The organism is Bradyrhizobium sp. LeoA1Lang, assembly GCF_055413685.1.
In genome coordinates this window covers 1-22692 of sequence record NZ_JBVAPG010000041.1, presented here as the reverse complement: position 1 = coordinate 22692, position 22692 = coordinate 1, and the positions used below count along the sequence as shown (strand labels likewise).

Sequence of the window (22692 nt, the reverse complement as noted above, 5' to 3'; positions counted from 1 at the left end):
GTTGTGCGATGACGCGTGACGAAATCATTGCTGCGATACGGAAGAACACCGACGCCATAAAGGCGACGGGTGTGTCGAAGCTTGCCATTTTTGGCTCTCGCGTACGCGGCGACAATCGGCCTGACAGCGACATCGATGTGCTTGTCGAGACCGAGCCAGACGCCTCGTTCTCGCTCCTTAACTTGATTAATGTTGAGCATATCATAGAGGATGCGACCGGATTGCAGGCGCAGGCTACCACGCGACGCTCCCTCACTCCCCGCTTCGCGCAGCGCATAGCGGACGATATCGTCGAAGTGTTTTGACGTGCGCCCAACCCTCGCTGATCGAATCGATCACATCGTCGCGGCGATCGACCATATTCGACACATGGTGGCTGGGCACACGCGCGAAAGCTTTGCCGCTGATCTGGTGGCGCGACTAGCGACGGAAAGATTGCTTGAAATCATTAGCGAAGCGTCTCGGTCTATTCCGACGGAATTGAAGGCGAGAGAACCTGGTATCAATTGGCGAGGTTTGGCCGATCTTGGAAATTGGCTGCGCCACGCTTATCACCGAACTGACGCGGATTTGCTATGGAACATGGTCGAGCGCGATCTCGAACCTCTGAAGCGCTTCGCCGGACAAATTGCCAAGGAAGTCAAACCTTGACCTTACTGAGCAAATTAAGCATCGCGCTGGCATTGAGCGTCATATGTCTCCAGCCGGCCTTCGCCGATCCGAAGCCGGACGCTTTGGTCAAGAACAGGAGCATCGAAGCCACCGTCTATCTCGACGACAAGATCAAGGCCGATCCCGCGCTATCAGCCAATTGCCTTGCCGAAGGCAGGAAGTGGGTCGACAAGAGCGCGGCCGAAGCGGCATCCACACGGAAGCAGGATCCGCAACTGTTCGACCGTGGCGGCTGGACCTTCGAGCGCAAGTACAATGTCCGCTCGGTGGTCGGTGGCCGTTACGCGAGCATTGTCCGCAACGACTACATCAATACCCGCGGCGCGCATCCGAATTCGGACGTCAACACGATCCTGTGGGATTCCACCGACAAGAAGCGCATCAGCATCCGCCCCTTCTTCACGGAGACCGCCGACGACGGGCCGACCATGAAGGCGATGCTGGAGGCGGTCATCGCCTCGTTGAACGCCGAGAAGAAGAAGCGCGGCGCCGACGAGACCGCGACCGCCGAGTGGTACAAAGAACTGAAGCCGACGCTGCTCAAGATCGGCGCGGTCACGCTGGCGCCTTCGAGCGAGGCGGGCAAGAGCTCCGGCCTGACCTTCCATTATCCGCCCTACGCGGTCGGCCCCTACGCCGAAGGCCAATACGTCGCCTTCGTGCCGTGGGAGACGCTGAAGCCATATCTGACGGCGGAGGGTGCCAGGATTTTCGGGGGATCGCGGCCAAAAGCGGATGAAGACGATCAGCAATGAGCGGCACCAAAGCGCTCGACATCAACGCCCTCGCCCATGACCTGCGCGCCGGCAACCGCGCGGCGCTGGCGCGTGCGATCACGCTGATTGAAAGCCGTCGTGCCGATCACCAGGCAGCGGCGCGTGATCTGGTGCAGGCGCTGCTCCCGGAGACCGGAAAGGCTTTTCGTGTCGGCATCACCGGCTCGCCCGGGGTCGGCAAGTCGACCACCATCGACGCGCTCGGCATGTACCTGATCGAGCACGGGCACAAGGTCGCGGTGCTGGCGGTCGACCCGTCGTCGGCGCGCACCGGCGGCTCGATCCTTGGCGACAAGACGCGGATGGCGCGGCTCTCGGCGTCCGAGCAGGCCTATATCCGCCCCTCGCCTTCCTCCGGCACGCTCGGCGGCGTCGCGGCAAAGACGCGCGAGGCGATGCTGCTCTGCGAGGCGGCCGGCTTTGATGTGGTGCTGGTGGAGACCGTCGGCATCGGCCAGTCCGAGACCGCGGTCTCCGACATGACCGATTTCTTCCTTGCGCTGATGCTGCCCGGCGCCGGCGACGAGCTGCAGGGCATCAAGAAGGGCCTGGTCGAGCTCGCCGACATGATCGCGATCAACAAGGCCGACGGCGACAATCTCAAGCGGGCCAATGTCGCGGCGGCCGACTATCGCAGCGCGCTGCATATATTGGCACCGCGTTCGCAACACTGGCACCCGCCGGTCGAGACCTATTCGGCGCTGACCGGTACGGGCATCGACAAGCTCTGGCAGAAGATCGTCGAGCATCGCACCGCGATGAACGCCTCCAGCGAGTTCGCGGCGCGACGGCGCGAGCAGCAGGTGAAATGGATGTGGTCGATGCTGGAGCAGCGGATCATGGCGCGCCTGCGCTCGGACCCCGCCATCCGCGCCAAGGTGAAGAAGACGGAGGCCGAGGTCGCCGACGGCCGTATCTCGCCGGCGGTGGCGGCCGAGCAGATCGCGGAACTGTTGCGATGAGCGAAAAGCTCTCCGTGCTCGTCACCGGCTTCGGTCCGTTTCCCGGGGCGCCGTTCAATCCGACCATGCCGCTGGTGAAGCGGCTGACGGAGCTGCGCCGTCCCGCCTTCGACGACGTCAAGTTGACGAGCCACATCTTCAAGGTCACTTACGACGCCGTCGATCGTGAATTGCCGGAGCTGATCGCGCGCGTCCGCCCGCGGGTGCTTCTGATGTTCGGGCTTGCCAGTCGCACCGCGCATCTGCGGATCGAGACCCGCGCCCGCAATGCGGTCACCACGCTGGTCGCCGACGCCGGCCGCCGCCGCGCGCGCAAGGGCTCGATCGTCGACGGCGGCGATGCGACAATGTTCGGACCGCACACCGCAAAACTGCTCCGCGCTGCGCTTATGACCGGCATCGACGCACGCGCCTCCCGCGATGCCGGCAGCTATCTCTGCAACTACTTAAGCTGGCGCGCGATCGAAGCGGCAGGCAAGACCGACGGCCTGCAGCTCGCCGCATTCGTCCATGTGCCGCTGATCCCGCGCCGGGGCACATCGCTGCGCAAGGGAACCGAGCGCATCACGCTGGAAGATCTCGTCGATGCCGGCGAGGCGTTGCTGATGGAAATGGTAAAGCTGGCGCGGCGGCCGACCTTAGCTGCGTAGGGTGGGCAAAGCGACTTGTCCGCCGTAGCTCGAAGAGCGAAGGCGGAAGCGTGCCCACCATCACGAGCGGAGTGTTGATGGTGGGCACGGCGCTGACGCGCCTTTGCCCACCCTACGCAGTGCCGCTCCACCGCGGGTTAACCCTACCTGCAACAATCGCGTCTACGCCCCCTCGCGCTCACCCTGCCAGGCTACAGTTGTGCGGTACGACTTCCTTCGCGAGGGATCATGGACGTCAATCGCCGCCATCTCATCGGGGTTTCCGCAGCGGGCGCCGCCGGCGCGCTGGCGCTGTCGGCGGACGCTGCGCGCGCGGCGCCGATCACCTCGGCGCTCGGCCGCGACGCCACGCAATATGGTGTGCGCCCCGGCAATCCCGACGATCAGACCAAAGTCCTGCAGCGCGCGATCGATGAGGCCGCACGCGTGCAAGCGCCGCTGGCGCTGCCGCCGGGCGTCTATCGCACCGGCCTGCTCCGCCTGCAGAGCGGCTCGCAGCTCATCGGCGTGCGTGGCGCGACCAGGCTCGTCTTCAATGGCGGGCTGTCGATGTTTCTTGGTGAAGGCGCCGACAGCATCGGCCTCTCCGGCCTCACGCTGGACGGCGGCAATGTGCCGTTGCCGACGCGGCGCGGCCTCGTGCATTGCCTGACCGGGCGCGATGTCCGCATCACCGACTGCGAGATCAAAGGCAGCGGCGGCAACGGCATCTGGTTCGAGCAGGTGTCGGGCGACGTCAGCGGCAACATCTTCACTGACATTGCGACCACCGCCATCGTCTCGTTCGACGCGCTGGGCCTGATGGTGTCGCGCAACACGATCTCGGGCACCAACGACAACGGCATCGAGATCCTGCGCACCGCCATCGGCGATGACGGCACGATCGTTGCCGACAACCGCATCGAGGACATCAAGGCCGGGCCCGGCGGCTCCGGCCAGTACGGCAACGCCATCAACGTCTTCCGGGCCGGCAATGTGATCGTGCGCGGCAACCGCATTCGCAATTGCGATTATTCGGCCGTGCGCGGCAATTCGGCGTCGAACATCCATATATCAGACAACAGCGTCAGCGATGTCCGCGAGGTCGCGCTCTATTCGGAGTTCGCCTTCGAGGGCGCCGTCATCGCCAACAACACGGTCGACGGCGCCGCCGTTGGCGTCTCCGTCTGCAATTTCAACGAGGGTGGCCGCATCGCGGCGGTCCAGGGCAACATCATCCGCAACCTGATCCCGAAGCGACCGATCGGGACCGCGCCGGACGATGACGCCGGCATCGGCATCTATATCGAGGCGGACACCGCCGTCACGGGCAACGTGATCGAGAATGCGCCCTCCTTCGGCATCGTTGCCGGCTGGGGCAAATATCTGCGCGACGTCGCTATCACGGGCAATGTGATCCGCAAGGCGTTTGTCGGCATCGGCGTCTCGGTGGTGCCGGGCGCCGGGATCGCGCTGGTCAACAACAACATGATCTCGGAAGCGCCGCGCGGCGCCGTGGTCGGGCTCGACCATGCGCGCGTGATCACGACGGATCTGTCGGTTGCCGGCGCGCAGCAATATGCGCAGGTCGTGCTCGGCGGCAACGCGGTCCGAAGATAGCTTTTAGAGCGTGTTGCGCAGCAGCGGATAGCGCGCCTGCATGGCGGCGAGGTCGAGCAGCGGCAGCGGCGCCTCTTCCGGCACCGGCGCCTCCTCTTCCACAGCCTGCACGAGCGCGACGACCTCGACCGGCGGCTCCGGCGGCGCCACTGGTGCCGGCCGCTCGACCGGTCGCTGCTGCAGCCGTACCGGAGCCGGCAGCGGCGTCACGCGGCCGCGGCCGAGCCAGGAGATGTCGATCGGCGAATTGTCCAGCGAGGCCTCGCGCCGCAACAGGTCGCGCCAGGTCTCGACCGCCTGCTTGGCCTCCTGGACGTTCTCGAGGAAGGACACATCGCTGTGATAGCGGCGCCAGCGCCCGGATTCGAACAGTTCGGTGAGGTGTTCCAGCCGTGCTTCCGCCAGCGCGCACCAGCGCGCCACGATCTCGCGGCCTCTGGCCGCGTCAGTTCGATTTGTCATTAAGACAGCCCGTAAAGAGAGAAACGGACGCAGGACGCAACCGAACCGAATCAAAATATGACGGGGATATTCTGTGGAAAAGGTTAAAAAAGTCTAACACCTTTTCGTAAACGACTCGGGGCACGCAGAGAAGTCCGCAGGAATACTGGATTATTGGGTTTGCGGCTCTTAGACGGTCGACGCGACACCTGCATGACCGTGCGTGCGACAAGGAAGCGCTGTCCCCAAAAATGAAGACCCGTCCGGGGGGACAACCGGACGGGTCAAGCCATATGGGCGCTTGGGGTGGATGGGCGCTCGCGCCTGATATAGCCAATGGGGAGGAATGGATCGCTCCCACATTTATTGGTCGCGACATCCAGCGCCACGTTCAAAATCCTCGTTCGATTTTTTTAACCTTCCGCGGCGACGGTCTGCGGCCCGAAAGCGCGGAAAACTCACTGCGCGGCGGGGCTTTTCACGTCATTTTTGGCCGATTTGTCCGCGGCCACGGCTGGCGCCGACTGTTCCATCGCCCGGCTCACAGAAGTGTTATCCTGCGCGGGCGCAGCCGGTGCGTGCTTGCCGGAGGCGAGAGGAACTGCCGCAACGGCGGATACCGCCGCGAACGCATCGGCCTGCCCCGCCCCAAACAGATCGTCACGTCCGGGGGCGCCGAGATCGCGCGCCGTGCCGGTCAGGATCGAACGCACCTCGTTCGGTTTCAGCGCAGGATTGCGCTCCAGCACCAATGCCGCAATGCCGCTGACGAAGGCGGCGGAAAACGACGTGCCCGAGGTGATCTGGTATTTGCCGTCCGGCGCCGGCAGGAAGATATCGGCGCCGGGCGCAGCGAGTGCGATATAGTTGCCCCGGTTCGAGGCGGAGAACAGTTTCTCCTGCGCATCGGTGCCGCTGACCGCGATCACATTCGGGTTCGCGGCGGGATAAAGCGGCGCCGATTTCGCCCCGGCATTACCGGCGGCGGCGACCAGCAAGATGCCGCGCGCCGCACTCGCAGCGACCGCCCGCTCGATCAGCGGATCCTTAGGGCCGGCAAAGCTCATATTGATGATCTGCGCGCCGTGCAGCGCCGCATAATCCAGTCCCTTCAGGATCACATAGGACGAGCTCTGCGCCCCGTTCGCGGTCGCGCCGAACGCGCGGATCGCGAGAATGCGCACCTCCGGCGCGCTCCCCATCAGCCTGGCATGGGCGGCGATCGTCCCGGCGATGCCGGTGCCGTGCGCGTGCGGCCCTTCATTGCTGCCGATCGCATCGAATGTGTCGGCAATCGTATTCGCCAGCTCGGGATGGCTGGCATCGATGCCGGAATCGATCACGGCAATGGTCACGTTCATGCCGCGGACCAGCGTGTGCGCCTGCGGCAGGCGAAGCTGCGCCAGCGGGTATTGCGCCGGATCGCCCTCAGTCGGTGCCGTCTTCTGGTCCTGCAACAGGTAGCGGAAGTTGAGCTGCACGGACCGCACGCGGCCGTCGCCGGCAAGCGCCCGGCGCACCACGTCCACCGGGCGGCGGTCGGTGATGCGGAACAGGCCGATGGTGGAGCCGAGCAGCGGGACGTTCCGTATCTCCACCCGCGCCAGGCCATGACGCCGCGTCAGCTCCTCGATCTGCGCGTCGGTCAGCGCACCATCGATCTCGGCCACGAGTTCGTTGGGCACCGCGCGGAGATCAACCGCAGTTTGCGGCGCGTTGTTGCGCGATCTGCCCTTGGCTTTCTTGCCGCCACTGCCGCCATCCGAGGTGGAGACGACGGGACGGTCGAGGCACTCGCCGTCGCCGCCGCGATAGGCAGCGTCGCAGGCGCGATGGAGGTTGGGCGAATAGCGCGCGGAGGGCAGCGTCGAGTGCACGCCAATGCGGGGCATGGTGGTGACGCTGATCCGCGAGGGGGTCCGCGCAACCGCCGCCCCGCCGATATTGGTATTGACCCGCGGCCCGACATTCGTGCTGACGCTCGGCACCCGCGGCGCGACGCGGATTTCCGGCGTGCGCATGATGCTCTGCGCCGCGGCCGGACCTGTGGAACCGATAAACAGCGCCGCAATCAGCGCCAACGACGTCTCGATCCGCCATTTCGAGCGTTCACAGGCCATAGCGTCTCGCGCTAGCGCGTCATGGGGAGGTTTATGACGGGTTGCGTCTTACGGCGTTTCCACCGCGAGGCTGACGACCTTTTCCTTCTGCAGCCTGCCGAGCAGCGCGGCAACGTCGTTCTTGCTCATCGCGCTATTGCCGAACTGGATGCGGAACATGCCCTCGCGGGCCCCGCCAATGATCGAGGCCTGGTAATTGTCGAGCAGCGCCGTGATGTCGGAGATGCGGGCGTCCGGCGCGAATCGCACCAGCGCGCGCGGCGGGCTGGCCGCCGCACCAAGGTCGCGGGTGATCGGGGCCGCGGATCGCAACTCCGGTGCAGCCGCCCGCGGCTCCAGCGTTAGCGACGCCGTCTGGAACGAACTGCCCTGGCTCTTCATCATCAGCACCGCGCCGATCACGCCGGCCTGCAGCAGCAGCACGATCGCGCCAAGGCCGGCCGACCACGCCAGCGTCCGCGGCGACAGGCTTGCGAAGAATTGCGAGATTCGCCTCGAAAGGCTCACCGAAGCCGGCCGTGTGCGCACCGGCTCCTGGTCGATCTCGGCGAACAGCTTCTGCATCGCGCGCATGGACGGCGCGCCCAGGCTCTCGTTGAGGCGGATGGTCTCGGCATATTCCTCGCGGATCACGGCGTATTGCCCGGCGAGTTCCGCATCGCTGGCCAGTGCCTCCTCGACACGCCGCGCATCGCGCGCGTTCAACGTGCCCGTGGCATGCCAAGGCAGCAGCAGTTCGACGTCGCTGGGCTCCTCCAGCATCTTCCTTCTCGCCGCCATCATGGCCAACCTCGCTCTATGCCGGCTGCCTTGAGCAGTTCGGCCAATTTCTTGCGCGCATAGAACAGGCGCGTCTTCACGGTGTTCTCCGGAATACCAACGATCTCGGCCACTTCCTCCACGGACTTCTCGTGGTAGTAGACCAGATCGACAATCTCCCGGTGCTCCAGCGAAAGTGCCGTCAGACACTTGCGCAACGCTTCACCCGTATCCTTCTTCTGCACCGCCACTTCCGGATCGTCGGACGCATCCTCGATCGCGTTCGCGGCGTCCTCGTCCAGTTCAGCGTCCTTCCTGCGCCGCAGCGCAGACAGGGCCTTGAACCGGGTGATCGCCAACAGCCAAGTTGAGACGGCAGATCGTCCTTCGAATTTGCCGGCCTGGCGCCAGACATCGAGAAACACCTCGCTGATGAGGTCTTCCGCGACCTGTTCGTCCCGCACAAGCCGGAGTCCGAAACGGTACACTCTGACGTGGTGCCGCCCGTACAGCACCTGCATGGCGAGCCGGTCGCCTTGAGCGATCCGGGCGATCAGAACCTCGTCTGAAGCCGCCTGTGTCGCGCTCAATGGCCGTCTCGCAAGATTGGTCGAGAGGGGGTGGGGGCTGGTTCGATGGCGAGAGCAGAATTCTTCACATTACCGCAATGTGCAGAACGCATGTGTGAGCCATCCCACAAACTCCGAATTCCGCGTGAACTCCGCACTCCCGCCCCCAAATTAGGTATTATAGTAGGGGCAAGCTTCCCCAAGACCATGCCGCCTGCTCGCGACCTTAGCAAGAGCCGGCGCATAAGGCAGTCCTCCCGCCAACTCCCACCCGTCGCGCCCGGCACTCGTCCGCCGCGATTGCCTTGTCAGGGTTCGCCCGATTTTCACCTGCGAAAACAAGGGAGATGGCAGGGTTCTACGGACCAGATTCGGGGCCGAAAGATACCAAACCTAAAGGCTTTTCCCCGTAGATTTTGCGAGTTTTCCTCTCGATGGCGAGCGCATGGGCATCGCGGCGTCCTCATTTCTGAACCCGGTTGCGGGCGGATTGAATGGCCGCGGCTCACGGCTGGCTGCCACGAAGCCGTTGCGCCGCGCCAGACGTCGGCGCCAGATCCAGGCGATGATCGGCGTCTGCTACGTTTTCGACGCCCTCGTGCTCCTGGTCTATGCGAGCGCCGGCACAATCCCGATGGCGATGGGCATGGCCTACGCGCTTTGCGGGTTGGGCCTGTGCGCCGTCTACGTGCTGCTTTCCGAGCTCGGCTTCCACGATCGCTTCAGGGATCACTATCTGGTCGCGCCGCAGTCGGCCGTCCACATGGCGAACCAGCTCGCATTCACCTACATCGCGCCGCAAGTCGGCGTGCTGTTCCTGTGCAATCTGTTCGTGGTGTTCGGCTTCGGCGCGCTCAGGACCTCGGCGCGACAGACCGCCCTGATCTGGACGGTGATGGTGCTCGGCCTCGCCGCACTGTTCCTCCTGACCGACAAGCCGATCTCGATGCCGCATGGCAACACCCTGGAGCGGCTCGCCACGATGCTGGTCTTTGCGCTCACCATCGGGCGCTGCATGTTCTTAGGGATCCTCTCCAGTTCGATGCAGCAATCGCTGTACCAGAACGGGCAGAAGCTGAAGGAAGCCTACAAGCGCATCGAGGAGCTCGCCGAGCTTGATGAGCTGACCGGCGCATTCAACCGGCGCAGCATCATGCGGACGCTGGACGAGGAGATCGTCCGCTCCGAGCGCACCGGCGCGCCCTGCTCGGTCGCACTGATCGACCTCGACTGGTTCAAGCGCGTCAACGACGTCTATGGCCATCCGACCGGCGACGAGGTGCTCAGGACCTTCGCGATCTCCATGTTCGCCAACATCCGCAGCATCGACCGCTTCGGCCGCTACGGCGGCGAAGAGTTCCTGCTGATATTGCCCGAGTTGAACGAAGATGGCGCCACGCGCGCGCTGGACCGGCTGCGGGTCATCATCGCCGAGCTCGACTGGAGCGCGTTCTCGCCGGGCATGAAGGTGACGATTTCCGCCGGCATCGCAACGCTGCGGCCCAACGAGGGCCCGGACACGCTTCTCGCGCGCGCCGACAGCGCGCTTTATGCGGCCAAGGCACGGGGACGCAATCGCATCGTCAGTGCATGAGCAAACGAATTCGCTTCCACCGTCGGAGAATCCGGCGCGGTGGCATCGCCAATACTCCAGGACAGAGTCACAGTCATGAATTTGAAACCCGCAATTGCCCCCGAGAACTTGCTTGACGAGTTGCAGGCAACGCTCGCGCATGGAACGGTGGCGCGCCGGGTCGAGACCCTGCGCCGCGTGACCGATCTTTTCGTCAACGGCGCGGTGGACTATTCGGACCAGCAGATCGCGCTGTTCGACGATGTCTTCCAGTGCCTGCTGCTTCACATCGAAGCCTCGGCGAAGGCGCTATTGTCCAACCGGCTGGCGCCGATCGACACCGCTCCGCCGTTGACCGTCCGGACGCTTGCCTTCGACGACATGATCGAGGTCGCCGGCCCCGTGCTGACGCAATCGAGCCGGCTCGACGATGACACCCTGATCGAGACCGCACGCAACAAGAGCCAGGCGCATCTGATGGCGATCTCGGCGCGCAAGACGCTGAGCGGCGCCGTCACCGACGTGCTGGTGCTGCGCGGCAATGACGAGGTGATCCAGAGCACCGTCAACAATCCCGGCGCCGAATTCACCGAACGCGGCTTCACGCGGCTGATCAGCCGCGCCGAAGGCGATGACGACCTTGCGACCTGCATCGGGCTGCGTCCGAGCATGCCGCGGCATCTCTATCTGAAACTGCTGGCGAAGGCATCGGACACGGTGCGGCATCGGCTCGAAACCGCCAACCCACAGCAGGCCAAGGAGGTGCCGAGCGCGGTGCGCGAGGCGACGCGGCGCGCTCGCTCCTCGCCCTCGGCGGTCACGCGTGATACGGCGATCGCCCATGCGCTGGTGAAGTCGCTGTATGAGGATGGCCGGCTCGACGAATTCCAGGTGGCGGCGTTCGCCGACGCCGGCAAGTTCGACGAGACCAATGCCTCGATAGCAGCTCTTGCCAATGTGAGTCTGGCCGTTGCCGAGAACATGATGATCGAAACCCGCGCCGAAGGCGTGATGATCCTGGCCAAGGTCGCAGGCTTCTCGTGGTCGACCGTGCGCTCGATCATCAACCTGCGCGACGAATTGTCAGGCGGCGAGCCGACCGATCTCCTGGCCTGCATGGAGACCTACGAAAGGCTCCGGCCATCGACCGCGCAGCAGGTCTTGCGCTTCCACCGCATGCAGCAAACCGCGCCCGCCGCGTAGCCTTCACACTCGTCATTGCAAGTCCCGTAGCCCGGATGGAGCGAAGCGTAATCCGGGGCCGGCTCGTTCAGTGGCGGCGCGCTGGTCCCGGATTGCGCTTCGCCCCATCCGGGCTACGGATCGCAATTCACTGTCAATATCGAAGCACCTTCGAGCCGATCACTGCGCCGATCGCGGCGACCAGCGCGGTCCCGATCGTGTACCAGGTCGCCACGAACAGCGGTGAATCATCGGCGCAATGCGATGCGTAGAGCGTTGCCGCCAGCCCCGCCGCCACCAGGCCTGCGATGGCGCCGGCAACTGCCGGACGCGCCGGCGCGCCATGGCGCAGGCCGAACAAGGCGGCCGCGAGCAGCGGCAGCGACATCAAGGGAATCGAGATCAGGCATGCCCGCGAATTGTTGCCGACGAGCCGCGTCATCATCGGCGCGCGCTGAGGCATCATCATCTCGCCGCTGATCCCGGCCACGAGCAGCCCGGCTGGAACAAGCAGCCACCAGCCAAAGCCGCGCAGCGACGCCTCGGGCCGCGATAGATGCAGGCTGACGGCGATTGCCGAAGCGGCGAGCGCCAGCGTCACCGCGAACTTCATACCGAAGAACGGATTGTGCATCGCGGTCATGACATCGGGCCTGACGCCGAGCTCGGTGAAGAACATCAGCAAGGAAATCGGTGCGGCGGCGAGCAACGCCAACATCAGGACAAAACTCACCGGCTGTGCGCGCTTGACGTTGTCGGCGGCGAGCGTGCGAATGAGCTGATCGGTATCCATGCTCAACTGTCCCGCAGTTTCGCCGTCAGGTTGGCGAGCCCGCGATGCAACGCCACCCGCACGGCGCCCTCGCTCATCGAGAATTTTGCCGCCGTATCCTTGATCGAGGCGCTGTCGACGGCGATCGACTGCAGGACCTCGCGCTGCCGCGCCGGCAACGTGTCCAGATGCGCAGCGATTTCGCTCGCGGAGGCCCTCTCCTCCTGCGCCTCACCGGGCAGGGTCTCGGCAAAATCGTCGATGTTGACGAACACCCGCTTGCCCCGGCGGCGTAGCGCATCGATCAGCTTGTTGCGGGCAATTGCGAACAGCCAGGGCGCAAACGGAGCATTTACGTCCCATGTGTGTCGCTTCGAATGCACCGCCAGCAGAATGTCTTGCACGATATCCTCGGATTGATCGATCGGTTGGCCCGCGCGCGCCAAGCCACGGCGCGCGGCCGCCCGCAGGACCGGCGTGATCGCCTTCAGCAGGCGATGATACGCCGTGCTGTCGCCTGAAATGGCCGACCGCATCAGGCCGGTCCATTCGTCCTCACGTTCGCGCACGCGCGCTCCCACAACGCAATTCGGTCTATCCTTCAATTTGTTACGCCGGGAGCGAATCTATCACAAAATCGTGAAACGGCGCCCGGGCGACAGAATCTCAAATCCGGACCAGCGTAAGTTGGGCCGTTCGAGATCCGCAGCGCTCTTAACATCGATTGCCGGAACTCGCACCGGTGGAACGCAAGCACAGAATTTTGCCTGGAGGAAAATCGACGCTGTGCCCGAAAGCAGCCGTTTTGGCGCAACAGTGCCGCCCCGTTTTGGCCCGGCAAAACCCGAAGATTCCCTTTTTCTGCCCCGCTGAGGACACGCCTCGGGGTCTCATTTCGCCCCTCAGGGGCGGGCAAATGGGGAGATTGTCAGATGATCACCAAAGCCAGCGGGCTTCTGGCGGTGCTTGTGGCCGCAGGGCTGCTTGCATACGTCGCCGCGCCGTCCCCGGTCGAGGCGGCAGGTTCGGGCAGCACGACTGCCTCGGACTCTGATAGTGCGGCAAGTGTTAAGAAACAGAGTACGCGTCACGCAAAGCGCGACAAGTCGGCCAAGACCGATTCCAAATCCTCCGAATCCAAGTCCTCCGAATCCAAGTCGTCCGAGGCCAAGAAGCCGGATAGCGCCGAGACCGCCGACGCCGCAGCCGTGTCGCTTCCGGCATTGGTCGCCAATGCCAAGGCCGAACTGACCCCCAACGTCCCTGCCGACAATGCGAGCGCGATGTCGGCGAAGGCCAACACGCTGCTCGCCGAATCCGACAAGCCCGACGAGACAAAGGCGCCCGGTGATGCCGACGTCGTCGCCTCCGACCAGCTCAACGAAGTCGATCGCGCGCTGCAGGACAGCCAGCAGCAGAATCAGCCCGCCGCACAGCCGCAGCAGTCTGCCCCGGCAGTCGCGATGACAACCGCTCAGGCGGCGCCGGTCGCCAGCGCCGACGACTCGACCTGGGACCGGACTTCCCTGATCGGCAAGATGTTCATCGCTGCGGGCGCGTTGCTGACCATGGCGTCTGCTGCCCGCATGTTCATGGCCTGACGTCCCCTTGTGCCCGGACGCGCGGCGCAAATTGCGTCACACCGCGTCCGGGAGCCCACTTGAAGCCCACCCCGTCAGCGGGCACATTGCCGCTAGATCAGGAAAACGGGGTGGATCATGTCGACGTTTGAACACATCATTGTCGAGAGCAAGGGCGCGGTCGGCATCATCAAGTTGAACCGTCCCAAAATGCTCAACGCGCTCTCCTTCGGCGTCTTCCGCGAGATCGCAGCCGCAGTCGACGACCTCGAGGCGGACGACGCAATCGGATGCATCGTGCTGACCGGCAGCGAAAAGGCCTTTGCCGCCGGCGCCGACATCAAGGAGATGCAGCCGAAAGGCTTCATCGACATGTTCACCAGCGACTTCGCCGCGATTGGCGGCGACCGCGTCGCCAGATGCCGCAAGCCGACGATTGCGGCGGTGGCGGGATATGCCCTTGGCGGCGGCTGCGAGCTTGCCATGATGTGCGACATCATCATCGCTGCCGACAACGCGAAGTTCGGTCAGCCCGAGATCACGCTCGGCACGATCCCCGGAATCGGCGGCACGCAGCGGCTGACGCGTGCGATCGGCAAGTCGAAGGCGATGGATCTCTGCCTCACCGGACGGATGATGGATGCCGCCGAGGCCGAACGCTCCGGCCTCGTCAGCCGCATCGTGCCCGCTGACAAGCTGATGGACGAAGCACTCACCGCCGCTGAAAAGATCGCGTCGATGTCGCGCCCGGCGGTCGCGATGGCCAAGGAAGCCGTCAACCGCGCCTTCGAGACCACGCTGTCGGAAGGTCTCAACGTCGAGCGCAACCTGTTCCACTCGACCTTCTCGCTCGAAGACCGTTCCGAAGGCATGGCCGCCTTCATTGAGAAGCGACAGCCTGTGAATAAGAACAGGTAAGTTCCTCGTCTTCGGGCGAAGAAGTTGCGCGCCCAGAATCCGTTCGTCCGCTTTCGCAAGCGGCGAAATGGATTCCAGGCTCATCGCGCAGCGCAATCCTTCACGACCGTCATTCGCCTGTGACGAACCGGCAACAGACAAGCACTGATTTGATGTGCAGATGTCGCGCGACCGTTTGTCAGTAGCGGTACCATCCCCTAAACAGTAGATGTGACCCAGTCGACGGGGGCGGACAGTCGGGGTGGTTTGCGGGTTATTATGATCGGACGTGCCGCTAGAGTTAGCGACGTGAGAAGGCGTTTGCTTCAGACAGGCATTTGCCTTGGCGTTATGCTTTGTGTCGATTTCGCCGCCTCGGCGGTCCATGCGGAGGGCCTCCCTGAAGCGCTCGCCAAAGCCTACCAAACCAATCCGGCGCTGAATGCCGAACGGGCGCGGCAGCGTGCGACCGACGAGAACGTGCCGCAGGCGCTGACCGGCTATCGTCCGCAGATCGCCGCAACCCTCTCCGCCGGTTTGCAGGCGGTGCGCGACCTCTTGCCAAATAACGTCGTTCAGACCGCGAACCTGAAGCCGTGGCAGATTGGCCTGACGGTGACGCAGACGCTGTTCAACGGTTTCAAGACCGCCAACAGCGTGCGGGTGGCGGAACTGCAGGTGCAATCCGGCCGCGAGGCGCTGCGCAATGTCGGCCAGGGCGTGCTGCTGGACGCGGTGACCGCTTATACCAATGTGCTCGCCAACCAGTCCTTGGTCGAAGCGCAGCGCGCCAACGTCGCGTTCCTGCGCGAAACGCAAGCCATCACGCAGAAGCGCCTCAATGCCGGCGATGTCACGCCGACCGACACGGCGCAGGCCGAAGCGCGACTGAACCGCGGGCTTGCAGATCTCAACGCCGCCGAGATCAGTCTCGCGATCAGCCAAGCGACTTACGCACAGGTCATCGGCAATGCGCCCGGGCAATTGCGGCCGGCCGAGACCACCGACCGCCTGCTGCCGCGCAACCGCGAGGACGCAATCGGTCTCGCCTTCAAAGAGCACCCAGCGGTGATGGCGGCAAGCTACGACGTCGACGTCGCCTCGACCACGATCCGCGTCGCTGAAAGCAGCCTGATGCCGAATGTTACGGTGCAGGGCAGCGTGAGCCGCAGCCGCGACTCCGACCCGACGCCCGGCACATTCGGAACCGATCAGGCTTCCATCATCGGCCAGTTGAACCAGCCGATCTATGACGGCGGCATGGCGGCGTCCCAGACCCGGCAGGCCAAGGAAGTGGCGGCGCAGAGCCGGCTGGTGCTCGACCAGGTTCGTAACCAGGCGCGGACCGCTGCGATCAGCGCCTGGGTCGCCAACGAAGGCGCCAAGACGGCGGTCTCCGCTTCCGAGTCCGAAGTCCGTGCTGCGAACGTTGCGCTGCAGGGCGTGCAGCGCGAGGCGGCCGGCGGCCAGCGCACCACCGTCGATGTGCTCAATGCACAACAGGATTTGATCTCGGCCAGGGCCCGGCTGATCGGCGCGCTGCGCGACCGCGTGATCGCGTCCTACAGCCTGCTCAGCGCCATCGGCCGGCTCGACGTCAAGACGCTCAATCTCAATACGCCGGATTACCTGCCGGAAGTGCATTACCATCAGGTGCGCGACGCCTGGCACGGGCTACGCACGCCGTCCGGACAATGATCCCGGTATAGGCACCGCCGCCTTCCCGCCCGCACATTCGCCCTGTAACCTCGCTCAACCAGCGGCTGATAACGCTGGGGCGCAGCAAGCGCCGATCAAATGAGGAAACGCAGGGAGAAGACCAATGCTGACGCGACGCAGTATGATGCTTGCCTCCATCGCGGTCGGAGTGATCATGAACAACAGAAACGTCTACGCCAAGGCAGCGCAGCCATCGACGCCGGTGAATTTCGACGTGCCGGCCGGCGCCTGCGACTGCCACACCCACATCCATGGCGATCCCCAGAAATTCCCGTTCTTCACCGGTCGCGTCTACACGCCGGAGCCGGCCTCGCCGGAGGAGATGAGCGCGCTGCACAAGGCGCTCAGGATCGAGCGCGTGGTGATCGTGACGCCGAGCGTCTACGGCACCGACAATTCCGCGACCCGCTTCGGCATGATGGCGCGCGGCGCGACCGCACGGGGGGTGGCTGTCGTCGACGACAAGACGCCGGAAAGCGATCTCGATGCGATGCAGAAGGACGGTTTTCGCGGCATCCGCCTCAATCTCGCAACCGGCGGCATCAACGATCCCAATGTCGCCCGTGCCCGCCTGACCTCCGGAATCGACCGCGTCAAGGCGCGGGGCTGGCATGTGCAGGTGTACACGAACTTGCCCCTGATCCCTGCGGTCAAGGACCTCGTCGCGGCATCGCCCGTGCCTGTTGTCTTCGACCATTTCGGCGGCGCGCAGGCCGCGCTCGGCGTGGAACAACCGGGTTTTCCGGACCTTGTCGAACTGGTGAAGTCCGGCAAGGCCTATGTGAAGATCTCCGGCGCCTACCGCGCCTCCAAGCTCGCGCCCGACTATCAGGACGCAATCCCGCTCGCCAAGGCCCTGATCGCGGCAAATCCCGACCGCATCGTCTGGGGCACCGACTGGCCGCATCCCGATACGGTTGTCCCACCCGGAAAGCAGGTCACGGATGTTGTTCCGCTGTACCAGATCGACGACGGGCGGCTCCTCAACCAGCTCGCGGTGTGGGCGCCGGACACAGCGACGCGCAAGAAGATCCTGGTCGACAACCCGGCTCGGCTCTACGGCTTCACCTCCTAGAGTCGCGCCGCGAGAAATAGGAGATCAGGACCGGCAGCGTCACGAGGATGACGAGCGGCGCCAGCATCATGCCGGTCACGACCACGACTGCCAGCGGCTTCTGCACCTGCGAGCCGATCCCTTCCGACAGCGCCGCCGGCAATAGCCCGACGCCGGCGACGACGCAGGTCATCAACACCGGACGCAGTTGCAATTCACCGGTGCGGACCACGGCCCGCATCCGGTCGTAACCTTCATCGATGAGCTGGTTGAACTGCGACAGGATGATGATGCCGTCCATCACGGCAATGCCGAACAGCGCGATGAAGCCGATCGCGGCCGAGACGCTGAAGGGAATGCCGGAGACCAGCAGCCCGAGCACGCCGCCGAAGATCGCCATCGGGATCACGCTCATGGCGAGCAGCGTGTCGACCATCGAGCCGAAATTGAGGAACAGCAGGATCGCGATCAAAGCGAGGCTGATCGGCACCACAATTGACAATCGCTTGATCGCGTCCTGCAGATTGCCGAACTCGCCGACCCATTCGATACGCGATCCCGGCGGGAGCTTGACCTGGTCCGCGACCTTCTGCTGCGCCTCCTGGATCGCGCTGCCGAGGTCGCGCTCGCGCACCGAGAATTTGATCGGCAGATAGCGTTCCTGCTGCTCGCGATAGATATAGGCGGCGCCCGAGATCAGCTTGATCGAGGCCACTTCGCTCAGCGGGATCTGCGTGATGCCGCCATTCGGGTTGGCGACGCCGATGCGTAGGTTCTGGATCGCTTCGGCGCTCTTGCGGTATTCCGGGGCGAGCCGCACGATGATCGGAAAATGCCGGTCACTGCCGGGCTCATAGAGATCGCCGGCGCTGTCGCCGCCGACCGCGACCTTGATCGTGGCATTGATGTCGCCCGGCGACAGGCCGTAGCGCGCGGCGCGGGCGCGGTCGACGTCGATCTGGATCGTCGGCTGGCCGAGCGAGGTGAACACGGCAAGGTCGGTGATCCCCTGCACCGTCGAGAGCACCGACTTGATCTGATTGGCCGTGTCGGTCAACGCCTGCAGATCGCTGCCGTAAAGCTTGATCGAGTTCTCGCCCTTCACGCCCGAGACGGCTTCGGAGACATTGTCCTGCAGATATTGCGAGAAGTTGAATTCGACGCCGGGGAACTTGTCCTGCAACTGCGCCAATAGCTGTGCCGTAAGCTCATCCTTGTCGTGCGTGCCGGGCCATTCGCTTGCCGGTTTCAGCGGCGCGAAGAACTCGGCGTTGAAGAGACCGGCGGCGTCGGTTCCGTCGTCGGGGCGGCCGTGCTGCGACACCACCGATTCCACCTCGGGACGGGCGCGGATCATCCGGCGCATCTCGTTGACGTAAGCGTTCCCCTCCTGCAACGAGATCGTGGGCGGCAGGGTGGCACGGATCCACAGATTGCCCTCTTCCAGCTTGGGCAGGAATTCGAGCCCGAGCAAGCGCACCGACAGCGCGGTCAAGAACACGAGGGCGACAGCGCCGGCCATCACCACTCGCCGGTTGGCGATCGCCCAGTTCAGGACGGGCAGATAGATGCGATTGAGCTGCCTGACGATCCAGGTCTCGGTTTCCTCGATATGCGCGGGCAGGATGATCGCGCTCAGCGCCGGTGTGATCGTGAAGGTCGCAAGCAGACCGCCGGCCAGCGCGTAGGCATAGGTCCGCGCCATCGGCCCGAAGATGTTGCCCTCGACGCCGCTCAGCGTGAACAGCGGCAGGAAGGCGGCAACGATGATGGTGGCGGCAAAGAAGATCGAGCGCGATACGTCGGCAGACGCCGACAGGATCGCGTGGCTCTTGATGCCCATCATGGTTTCGGCGGAGATATGGCTCTGCTCGGCTTCAGAAAGCGGAGTGGTCTGTGACAGGCGGCGGAAGATCGCCTCCACCATGATGACGGTGGCATCCACGATCAGCCCGAAGTCGATCGCGCCGACCGACAACAGATTGGCGGATTCGCCGCGCAGCACCAGGATGATCACGGCGAAGAACAGCGCGAAGGGAATGGTTGCGCCGACGATCAGCGCGCTGCGGAGGTCGCCGAGGAATATCCATTGCAGCAGCACGATCAGGAGGATGCCGACCACCATGTTGTGCAGCACGGTGTGAGTGGTGAGATCGATCAGGTCCTTGCGGTCATAGACACGCTCGATCCGCACCCCTGGCGGCAGGATCGAGGAATTGTTGATGGATTTGACCAGTTGCTCGACACGGGCGATCGTCGGCGAGCTCTGCTCGCCGCGGCGCATCAGCACGATGCCCTGTACGATGTCGTCGTCATTGTCGATGCCGGCAATCCCGAGCCGCGGCTTCTCGCCGATGGTGACCGTCGCAATATCCCTGACCAGCACAGGGTTGCCGCCGGACTGCGACACCATGGTGTTGTTGAGATCGTCGACCGAACGGATCAGGCCGACGCCACGCACCACCGCGGACTGGCTGCCGATATCGACCGTGTTGCCGCCGACATTGATGTTGGCGTTGCTCACCGCCTGCAACACCTGCGGCAAGGTCAGGCCGTTGGCGACGAGCTTGTTGAAATCGACCTGCACTTCATAGGTCTTGGTCTTGCCGCCCCAGCCGGTGACGTCGATCACGCCGGGCACGGCGCGGAAGCGGCGTTGCAGCACCCAATCCTGCAATGTCTTCAAATCGAGGACGCTGTAGTTGGGCGGGCCGACCAGGCGGTAACGAAAAATCTCGCCGATCGGGCTGAGCGGCGAGATCGTCGGCTGCACATTGCCCGGCAAAGGCGGCAGTTGCGCGAGGCGGTTCAGGACCTGCTGCAGCGCCTCGTCATAGGTGTAGTCGAAGGAGAACTGCAGCTTGACGTCGGAGAGGCCGTAGAGCGAGATCGTGCGGATCGTGCGCAGGTTCTTCAGCCCGGCGACCTGGGTCTCGATCGGAATCGTGATGTAGCGCTCGATCTCCTCCGCCGACAGGCCCGGGCTTTGCGTCACGATGTCGACCATCGGCGGCGTCGGATCGGGATAGGCCTCGATGTTGAGGTGCTGGAAGGCGATCAGGCCACCGATCATGACGGCGGCGAAGATGCCGACCATCAGATAGCGGCGGCTGACTGCGAGAGCGACGAGGCGATCCATTTCAGATCGAAGCTTTCAATAATCCGGGAATGTCAGGTACCGGAGGCGGCGCGGTCGATGAACAGGCTGCCCTTGGTGACGATCTGCTCGCCTGGCCGTAGATTGCCGACGATCTCAACGAGATCGCCATTGGTGATCCCCGGCTTGACCTGGCGCAGTTCGATCGTTTTGTCCGGATGCGCGACCCAGACGCGCACCTGGTCGCCTTCATAGATCAGCGCCTGCTTGGGCACGCCGACCGCGGGATGGTCGCCCGGCGAATAGAGCGTGACATTGGCGAACATCTCCGGCTTCAGCGCGCCATCCGCGTTGTCGATGGTGGCGCGGACCAGGAGCCGGCGCGTCGTCGGATCGATCGCTGCGGCGACATAGTTAATGCGCGCGGTCAGCGAGCGGCCCGGCAGCGCCATCACGCTGAATGTGACGTCCTGGCCGACCGCGACCTTGGCGGCATCGCTCTCGCGGACGAAGGCGAGCAGCCAGACGGTCGAGAGATCGCCGATGACATAGACGGGATCGCTGGCGCCGGAGGAGACATATTGCCCGGGGCCGGCCTTGCGCTGCACCACCGTGCCGCCGATCGGCGCGAAGATCGTGATCTCCGGATTGATGCCGCCCTTCTGGCGCAGCGCATCGATGTCTCCGTCGCCGAAGCCCAGGATGCGCAGCTTGTTGCGCGCGGCCTCCAGCGTCGTCTGAGCCGAGCGCAGATCGTTCTGCGCCTGGACCAGCGTGGCCTGGCTCTGCTGATAGTCCTTCAGCGGCACGGCCTTGCCTTCGAACAGGCTCTTGGCGCGGTCGTCCTGGATCTGCGCCAGATCGACCGCGGACTTCGCCTTGTTCACGCTGGTCATCGCCGAGATGTAGTCGTTCTGCGCCTGCACGGTGTCGGCGGCCTCGATCACGAACAGCGGCTGGCCCTTGACGACGCTCTCGCCGGGCCGCGCCAGGAGCTTGGTGATGCGGCCGGTATAGGGCGAGAACACCGGGGTGGAGCGATCCTCGTCGATGCCGATCTTGCCCTCGGTCACGTATTCGGCACGGAAGGCACGCTCGGAGACCGGCTGCAGGCTCAGGCTTGCCCATTCGGCAGGGGTCGGCGTGTAGCGTTGCAGCCCTTTGCGGGATTGGCTCGAAATCTCCGAATGGCCGCCATTTGCCCCCTTGGTGTGCAGGGATGCGTAAGCCATGCCGCCGGCAACCGCCAGCACGGCCACGACCAGCGCCACGTGCTGACGGCTAAGGGTCTGCAATCGCTTGGTAATGTCTTTGACCATGGGCCGTGGCTGATGTCGGAGGTTCCGCTGCGCGCTAATAGTGCCCAATTACCGGTTCAGACAACCAAAAAAGCGACAATTGGACGCAGGTCTCCGGTTTATCTTTGGACAGTGAGGCATGAACGCCGGGTGAATGCCAAGCCCCGGGCAATTCCGGGGTGGCGGCCGGCGAAACTAAAGCGGGCCGTGTGACAGGCCCTGCCGTGCGCAGGCAGATCCTGCCTGACGATCCCTCCTGTTTTGACGATGCCGACCGCCTGCCTTTTTCGGCATGGTTGAACCGGTCGCGCTTCGGCATTCCCTCAATCTTGTGCCCAAGAGCAGTGCCCGAACTGGGAAGGAGTTGCAATGGCCATCAATCCCTTGACCGCCGCCGCCGTGGTGCTGGCGACGGCCGCAACCGATGCGGTCTACGTCATGTTCACGTCCGCCGTCGTTGCGCGCAAGCGCGTGCCGGCTGCAACCTGGAGCAGCGTCTGGTACGTGCTCTCGTCCTATGCGGTCATCAGCTATACCGAAAACTCGATCTACGTGTTGTTCGCCGCGATCGGCTCCTGGATCGGCGCCTACGCAACGATGACGTTCTTGCATCGACCTCCCGGCGGGCCGCCGGTCGGGGCGGCGGTGGAGTAGATTTGCGATGGTGCGTAGGGTGGGCAAAGGCGCACTTGCGCCGTGCCCACCATCCGCGCCGTGCTCGCGATGGTGGGCACGCTTCGCTTTGCCCACCCTACGGCGTCGCCGCGACTTATGATTCAAATTTCAAACAGCGGAGGGGATGTGAGTCCGTAATCTCGCGGCGTGATGCGCCCGAGCTTTGCTTCACTTTCCACCCTCCTCGATATCAGAGGGCGCAGGGAAAGCCGGGTGCTGGTTGCACCCGTGGGTCCCGTGCAACAAAAAGCACGGGGGTAGGACCACAGGTTCAACCGAAGCATTCCGGCTTTCCCT

At 64.2% G+C, this 22692-nt stretch carries 21 protein-coding genes; 13 read left to right on the top strand and 8 right to left on the bottom strand.

The genetic code is table 11. The features are described 5' to 3' along the window. The first annotated feature begins 8 nt into the window (after positions 1-8). The 6 genes from ACZYOF_RS16220 to ACZYOF_RS16195 all read left to right on the top strand — a co-directional run bounded on the left by ACZYOF_RS16220 (position 9) and on the right by ACZYOF_RS16195 (position 4659). Entirely contained in the window at positions 9-305 is a 297-nt protein-coding gene (locus tag ACZYOF_RS16220; RefSeq protein ID WP_394569713.1) for a nucleotidyltransferase family protein, read from the top strand. Between the two features lies 1 nt (position 306). Beyond that, on the top strand, positions 307-651 hold the full coding sequence (locus tag ACZYOF_RS16215; RefSeq protein WP_130581107.1) for a HepT-like ribonuclease domain-containing protein: 345 nt from the start codon (positions 307-309) through the stop codon (positions 649-651). Between the two features lie 5 nt (positions 652-656). Further along, a complete protein-coding gene (locus ACZYOF_RS16210) occupies positions 657-1427 on the top strand; it encodes an RsiV family protein (protein ID WP_463716397.1) in 771 nt (256 codons plus the stop codon). Further along, complete coding sequence (gene meaB / locus ACZYOF_RS16205) at positions 1424-2410, top strand: methylmalonyl Co-A mutase-associated GTPase MeaB (RefSeq protein WP_282530952.1); 987 nt, start codon at positions 1424-1426, stop codon at positions 2408-2410. The genes ACZYOF_RS16210 and meaB overlap by 4 nt, the downstream gene beginning before the upstream one ends. After that, the gene (locus ACZYOF_RS16200) at positions 2407-3060 is read left to right on the top strand and encodes a pyroglutamyl-peptidase I (protein ID WP_463716378.1); all 654 of its coding nucleotides are present in this window, start codon (positions 2407-2409) and stop codon (positions 3058-3060) included. The genes meaB and ACZYOF_RS16200 overlap by 4 nt, the downstream gene beginning before the upstream one ends. A 228-nt stretch (positions 3061-3288) precedes the next feature. Continuing rightward, entirely contained in the window at positions 3289-4659 is a 1371-nt protein-coding gene (locus ACZYOF_RS16195) for a TIGR03808 family TAT-translocated repetitive protein (RefSeq protein WP_463716377.1), read from the top strand. Positions 4660-4662: 3 nt separating this feature from the next. Here the strand turns inward: ACZYOF_RS16195 and ACZYOF_RS16190 are convergent, their stop codons facing one another. The 4 genes from ACZYOF_RS16190 to ACZYOF_RS16175 all read right to left on the bottom strand — a co-directional run bounded on the left by ACZYOF_RS16190 (position 4663) and on the right by ACZYOF_RS16175 (position 8569). Continuing rightward, complete coding sequence (locus ACZYOF_RS16190; RefSeq protein WP_130581020.1) at positions 4663-5121, bottom strand: TIGR03809 family protein; 459 nt, start codon at positions 5119-5121, stop codon at positions 4663-4665. 437 nt (positions 5122-5558) lie between these two features. Then, positions 5559-7220: a S8 family serine peptidase gene (locus ACZYOF_RS16185; RefSeq protein ID WP_463716376.1), complete on the bottom strand. Its 1662-nt coding sequence runs from the start codon at positions 7218-7220 to the stop codon at positions 5559-5561. A 48-nt stretch (positions 7221-7268) separates the two neighbouring features. Then, the gene (locus ACZYOF_RS16180) at positions 7269-8003 is read right to left on the bottom strand and encodes a hypothetical protein (RefSeq protein ID WP_463716375.1); all 735 of its coding nucleotides are present in this window, start codon (positions 8001-8003) and stop codon (positions 7269-7271) included. After that, entirely contained in the window at positions 8000-8569 is a 570-nt protein-coding gene (locus ACZYOF_RS16175) for a sigma-70 family RNA polymerase sigma factor (protein ID WP_028166186.1), read from the bottom strand. The genes ACZYOF_RS16180 and ACZYOF_RS16175 overlap by 4 nt, the downstream gene beginning before the upstream one ends. 424 nt (positions 8570-8993) lie before the next feature. Here ACZYOF_RS16175 and ACZYOF_RS16170 point away from each other — a divergent pair, with 424 nt between their 5' ends. Beyond that, entirely contained in the window at positions 8994-10142 is a 1149-nt protein-coding gene (locus ACZYOF_RS16170; protein WP_394568796.1) for a GGDEF domain-containing protein, read from the top strand. A 75-nt stretch (positions 10143-10217) separates the two neighbouring features. Then, positions 10218-11324, top strand: a complete 1107-nt coding sequence (locus tag ACZYOF_RS16165) for a DUF2336 domain-containing protein (protein WP_282530946.1) — start codon at positions 10218-10220, stop codon at positions 11322-11324. 133 nt (positions 11325-11457) lie between these two features. Here the strand turns inward: ACZYOF_RS16165 and ACZYOF_RS16160 are convergent, their stop codons facing one another. Together ACZYOF_RS16160 and ACZYOF_RS16155 are read right to left on the bottom strand one after the other, a co-directional pair. Next, positions 11458-12096 carry an NrsF family protein gene (locus ACZYOF_RS16160; protein ID WP_463716374.1) on the bottom strand — a complete coding sequence of 213 codons (639 nt, stop codon included), beginning with the start codon at positions 12094-12096 and terminating at the stop codon, positions 11458-11460. A 2-nt stretch (positions 12097-12098) separates the two neighbouring features. Beyond that, complete coding sequence (locus ACZYOF_RS16155; protein WP_394565833.1) at positions 12099-12644, bottom strand: sigma-70 family RNA polymerase sigma factor; 546 nt, start codon at positions 12642-12644, stop codon at positions 12099-12101. A 363-nt stretch (positions 12645-13007) separates the two neighbouring features. Here ACZYOF_RS16155 and ACZYOF_RS16150 point away from each other — a divergent pair, with 363 nt between their 5' ends. The 4 genes from ACZYOF_RS16150 to ACZYOF_RS16135 all read left to right on the top strand — a co-directional run bounded on the left by ACZYOF_RS16150 (position 13008) and on the right by ACZYOF_RS16135 (position 17346). Continuing rightward, entirely contained in the window at positions 13008-13676 is a 669-nt protein-coding gene (locus ACZYOF_RS16150; protein WP_463716373.1) for a hypothetical protein, read from the top strand. A gap of 117 nt (positions 13677-13793) precedes the next feature. After that, complete coding sequence (locus ACZYOF_RS16145) at positions 13794-14573, top strand: enoyl-CoA hydratase (RefSeq protein WP_394565831.1); 780 nt, start codon at positions 13794-13796, stop codon at positions 14571-14573. Positions 14574-14831: 258 nt separating this feature from the next. After that, the gene (locus ACZYOF_RS16140) at positions 14832-16250 is read left to right on the top strand and encodes a TolC family outer membrane protein (RefSeq protein ID WP_463716372.1); all 1419 of its coding nucleotides are present in this window, start codon (positions 14832-14834) and stop codon (positions 16248-16250) included. Between the two features lie 124 nt (positions 16251-16374). After that, a complete protein-coding gene (locus ACZYOF_RS16135; protein WP_463716371.1) occupies positions 16375-17346 on the top strand; it encodes an amidohydrolase family protein in 972 nt (323 codons plus the stop codon). Here the strand turns inward: ACZYOF_RS16135 and ACZYOF_RS16130 are convergent. Beyond that, positions 17336-20464, bottom strand: coding sequence for an efflux RND transporter permease subunit (locus tag ACZYOF_RS16130; protein WP_282530940.1), 3129 nt, complete (start codon positions 20462-20464; stop codon positions 17336-17338). The two genes, ACZYOF_RS16135 and ACZYOF_RS16130, sit on opposite strands and share 11 nt — an antisense overlap. 32 nt (positions 20465-20496) lie before the next feature. Beyond that, positions 20497-21741: an efflux RND transporter periplasmic adaptor subunit gene (locus ACZYOF_RS16125; protein ID WP_394565827.1), complete on the bottom strand. Its 1245-nt coding sequence runs from the start codon at positions 21739-21741 to the stop codon at positions 20497-20499. Positions 21742-22089: 348 nt separating this feature from the next. Between ACZYOF_RS16125 and ACZYOF_RS16120 the strand changes: the two genes are divergently transcribed. Beyond that, the gene (locus tag ACZYOF_RS16120) at positions 22090-22374 is read left to right on the top strand and encodes a hypothetical protein (RefSeq protein ID WP_282530938.1); all 285 of its coding nucleotides are present in this window, start codon (positions 22090-22092) and stop codon (positions 22372-22374) included. The last annotated feature ends 318 nt before the right edge of the window (positions 22375-22692 follow it).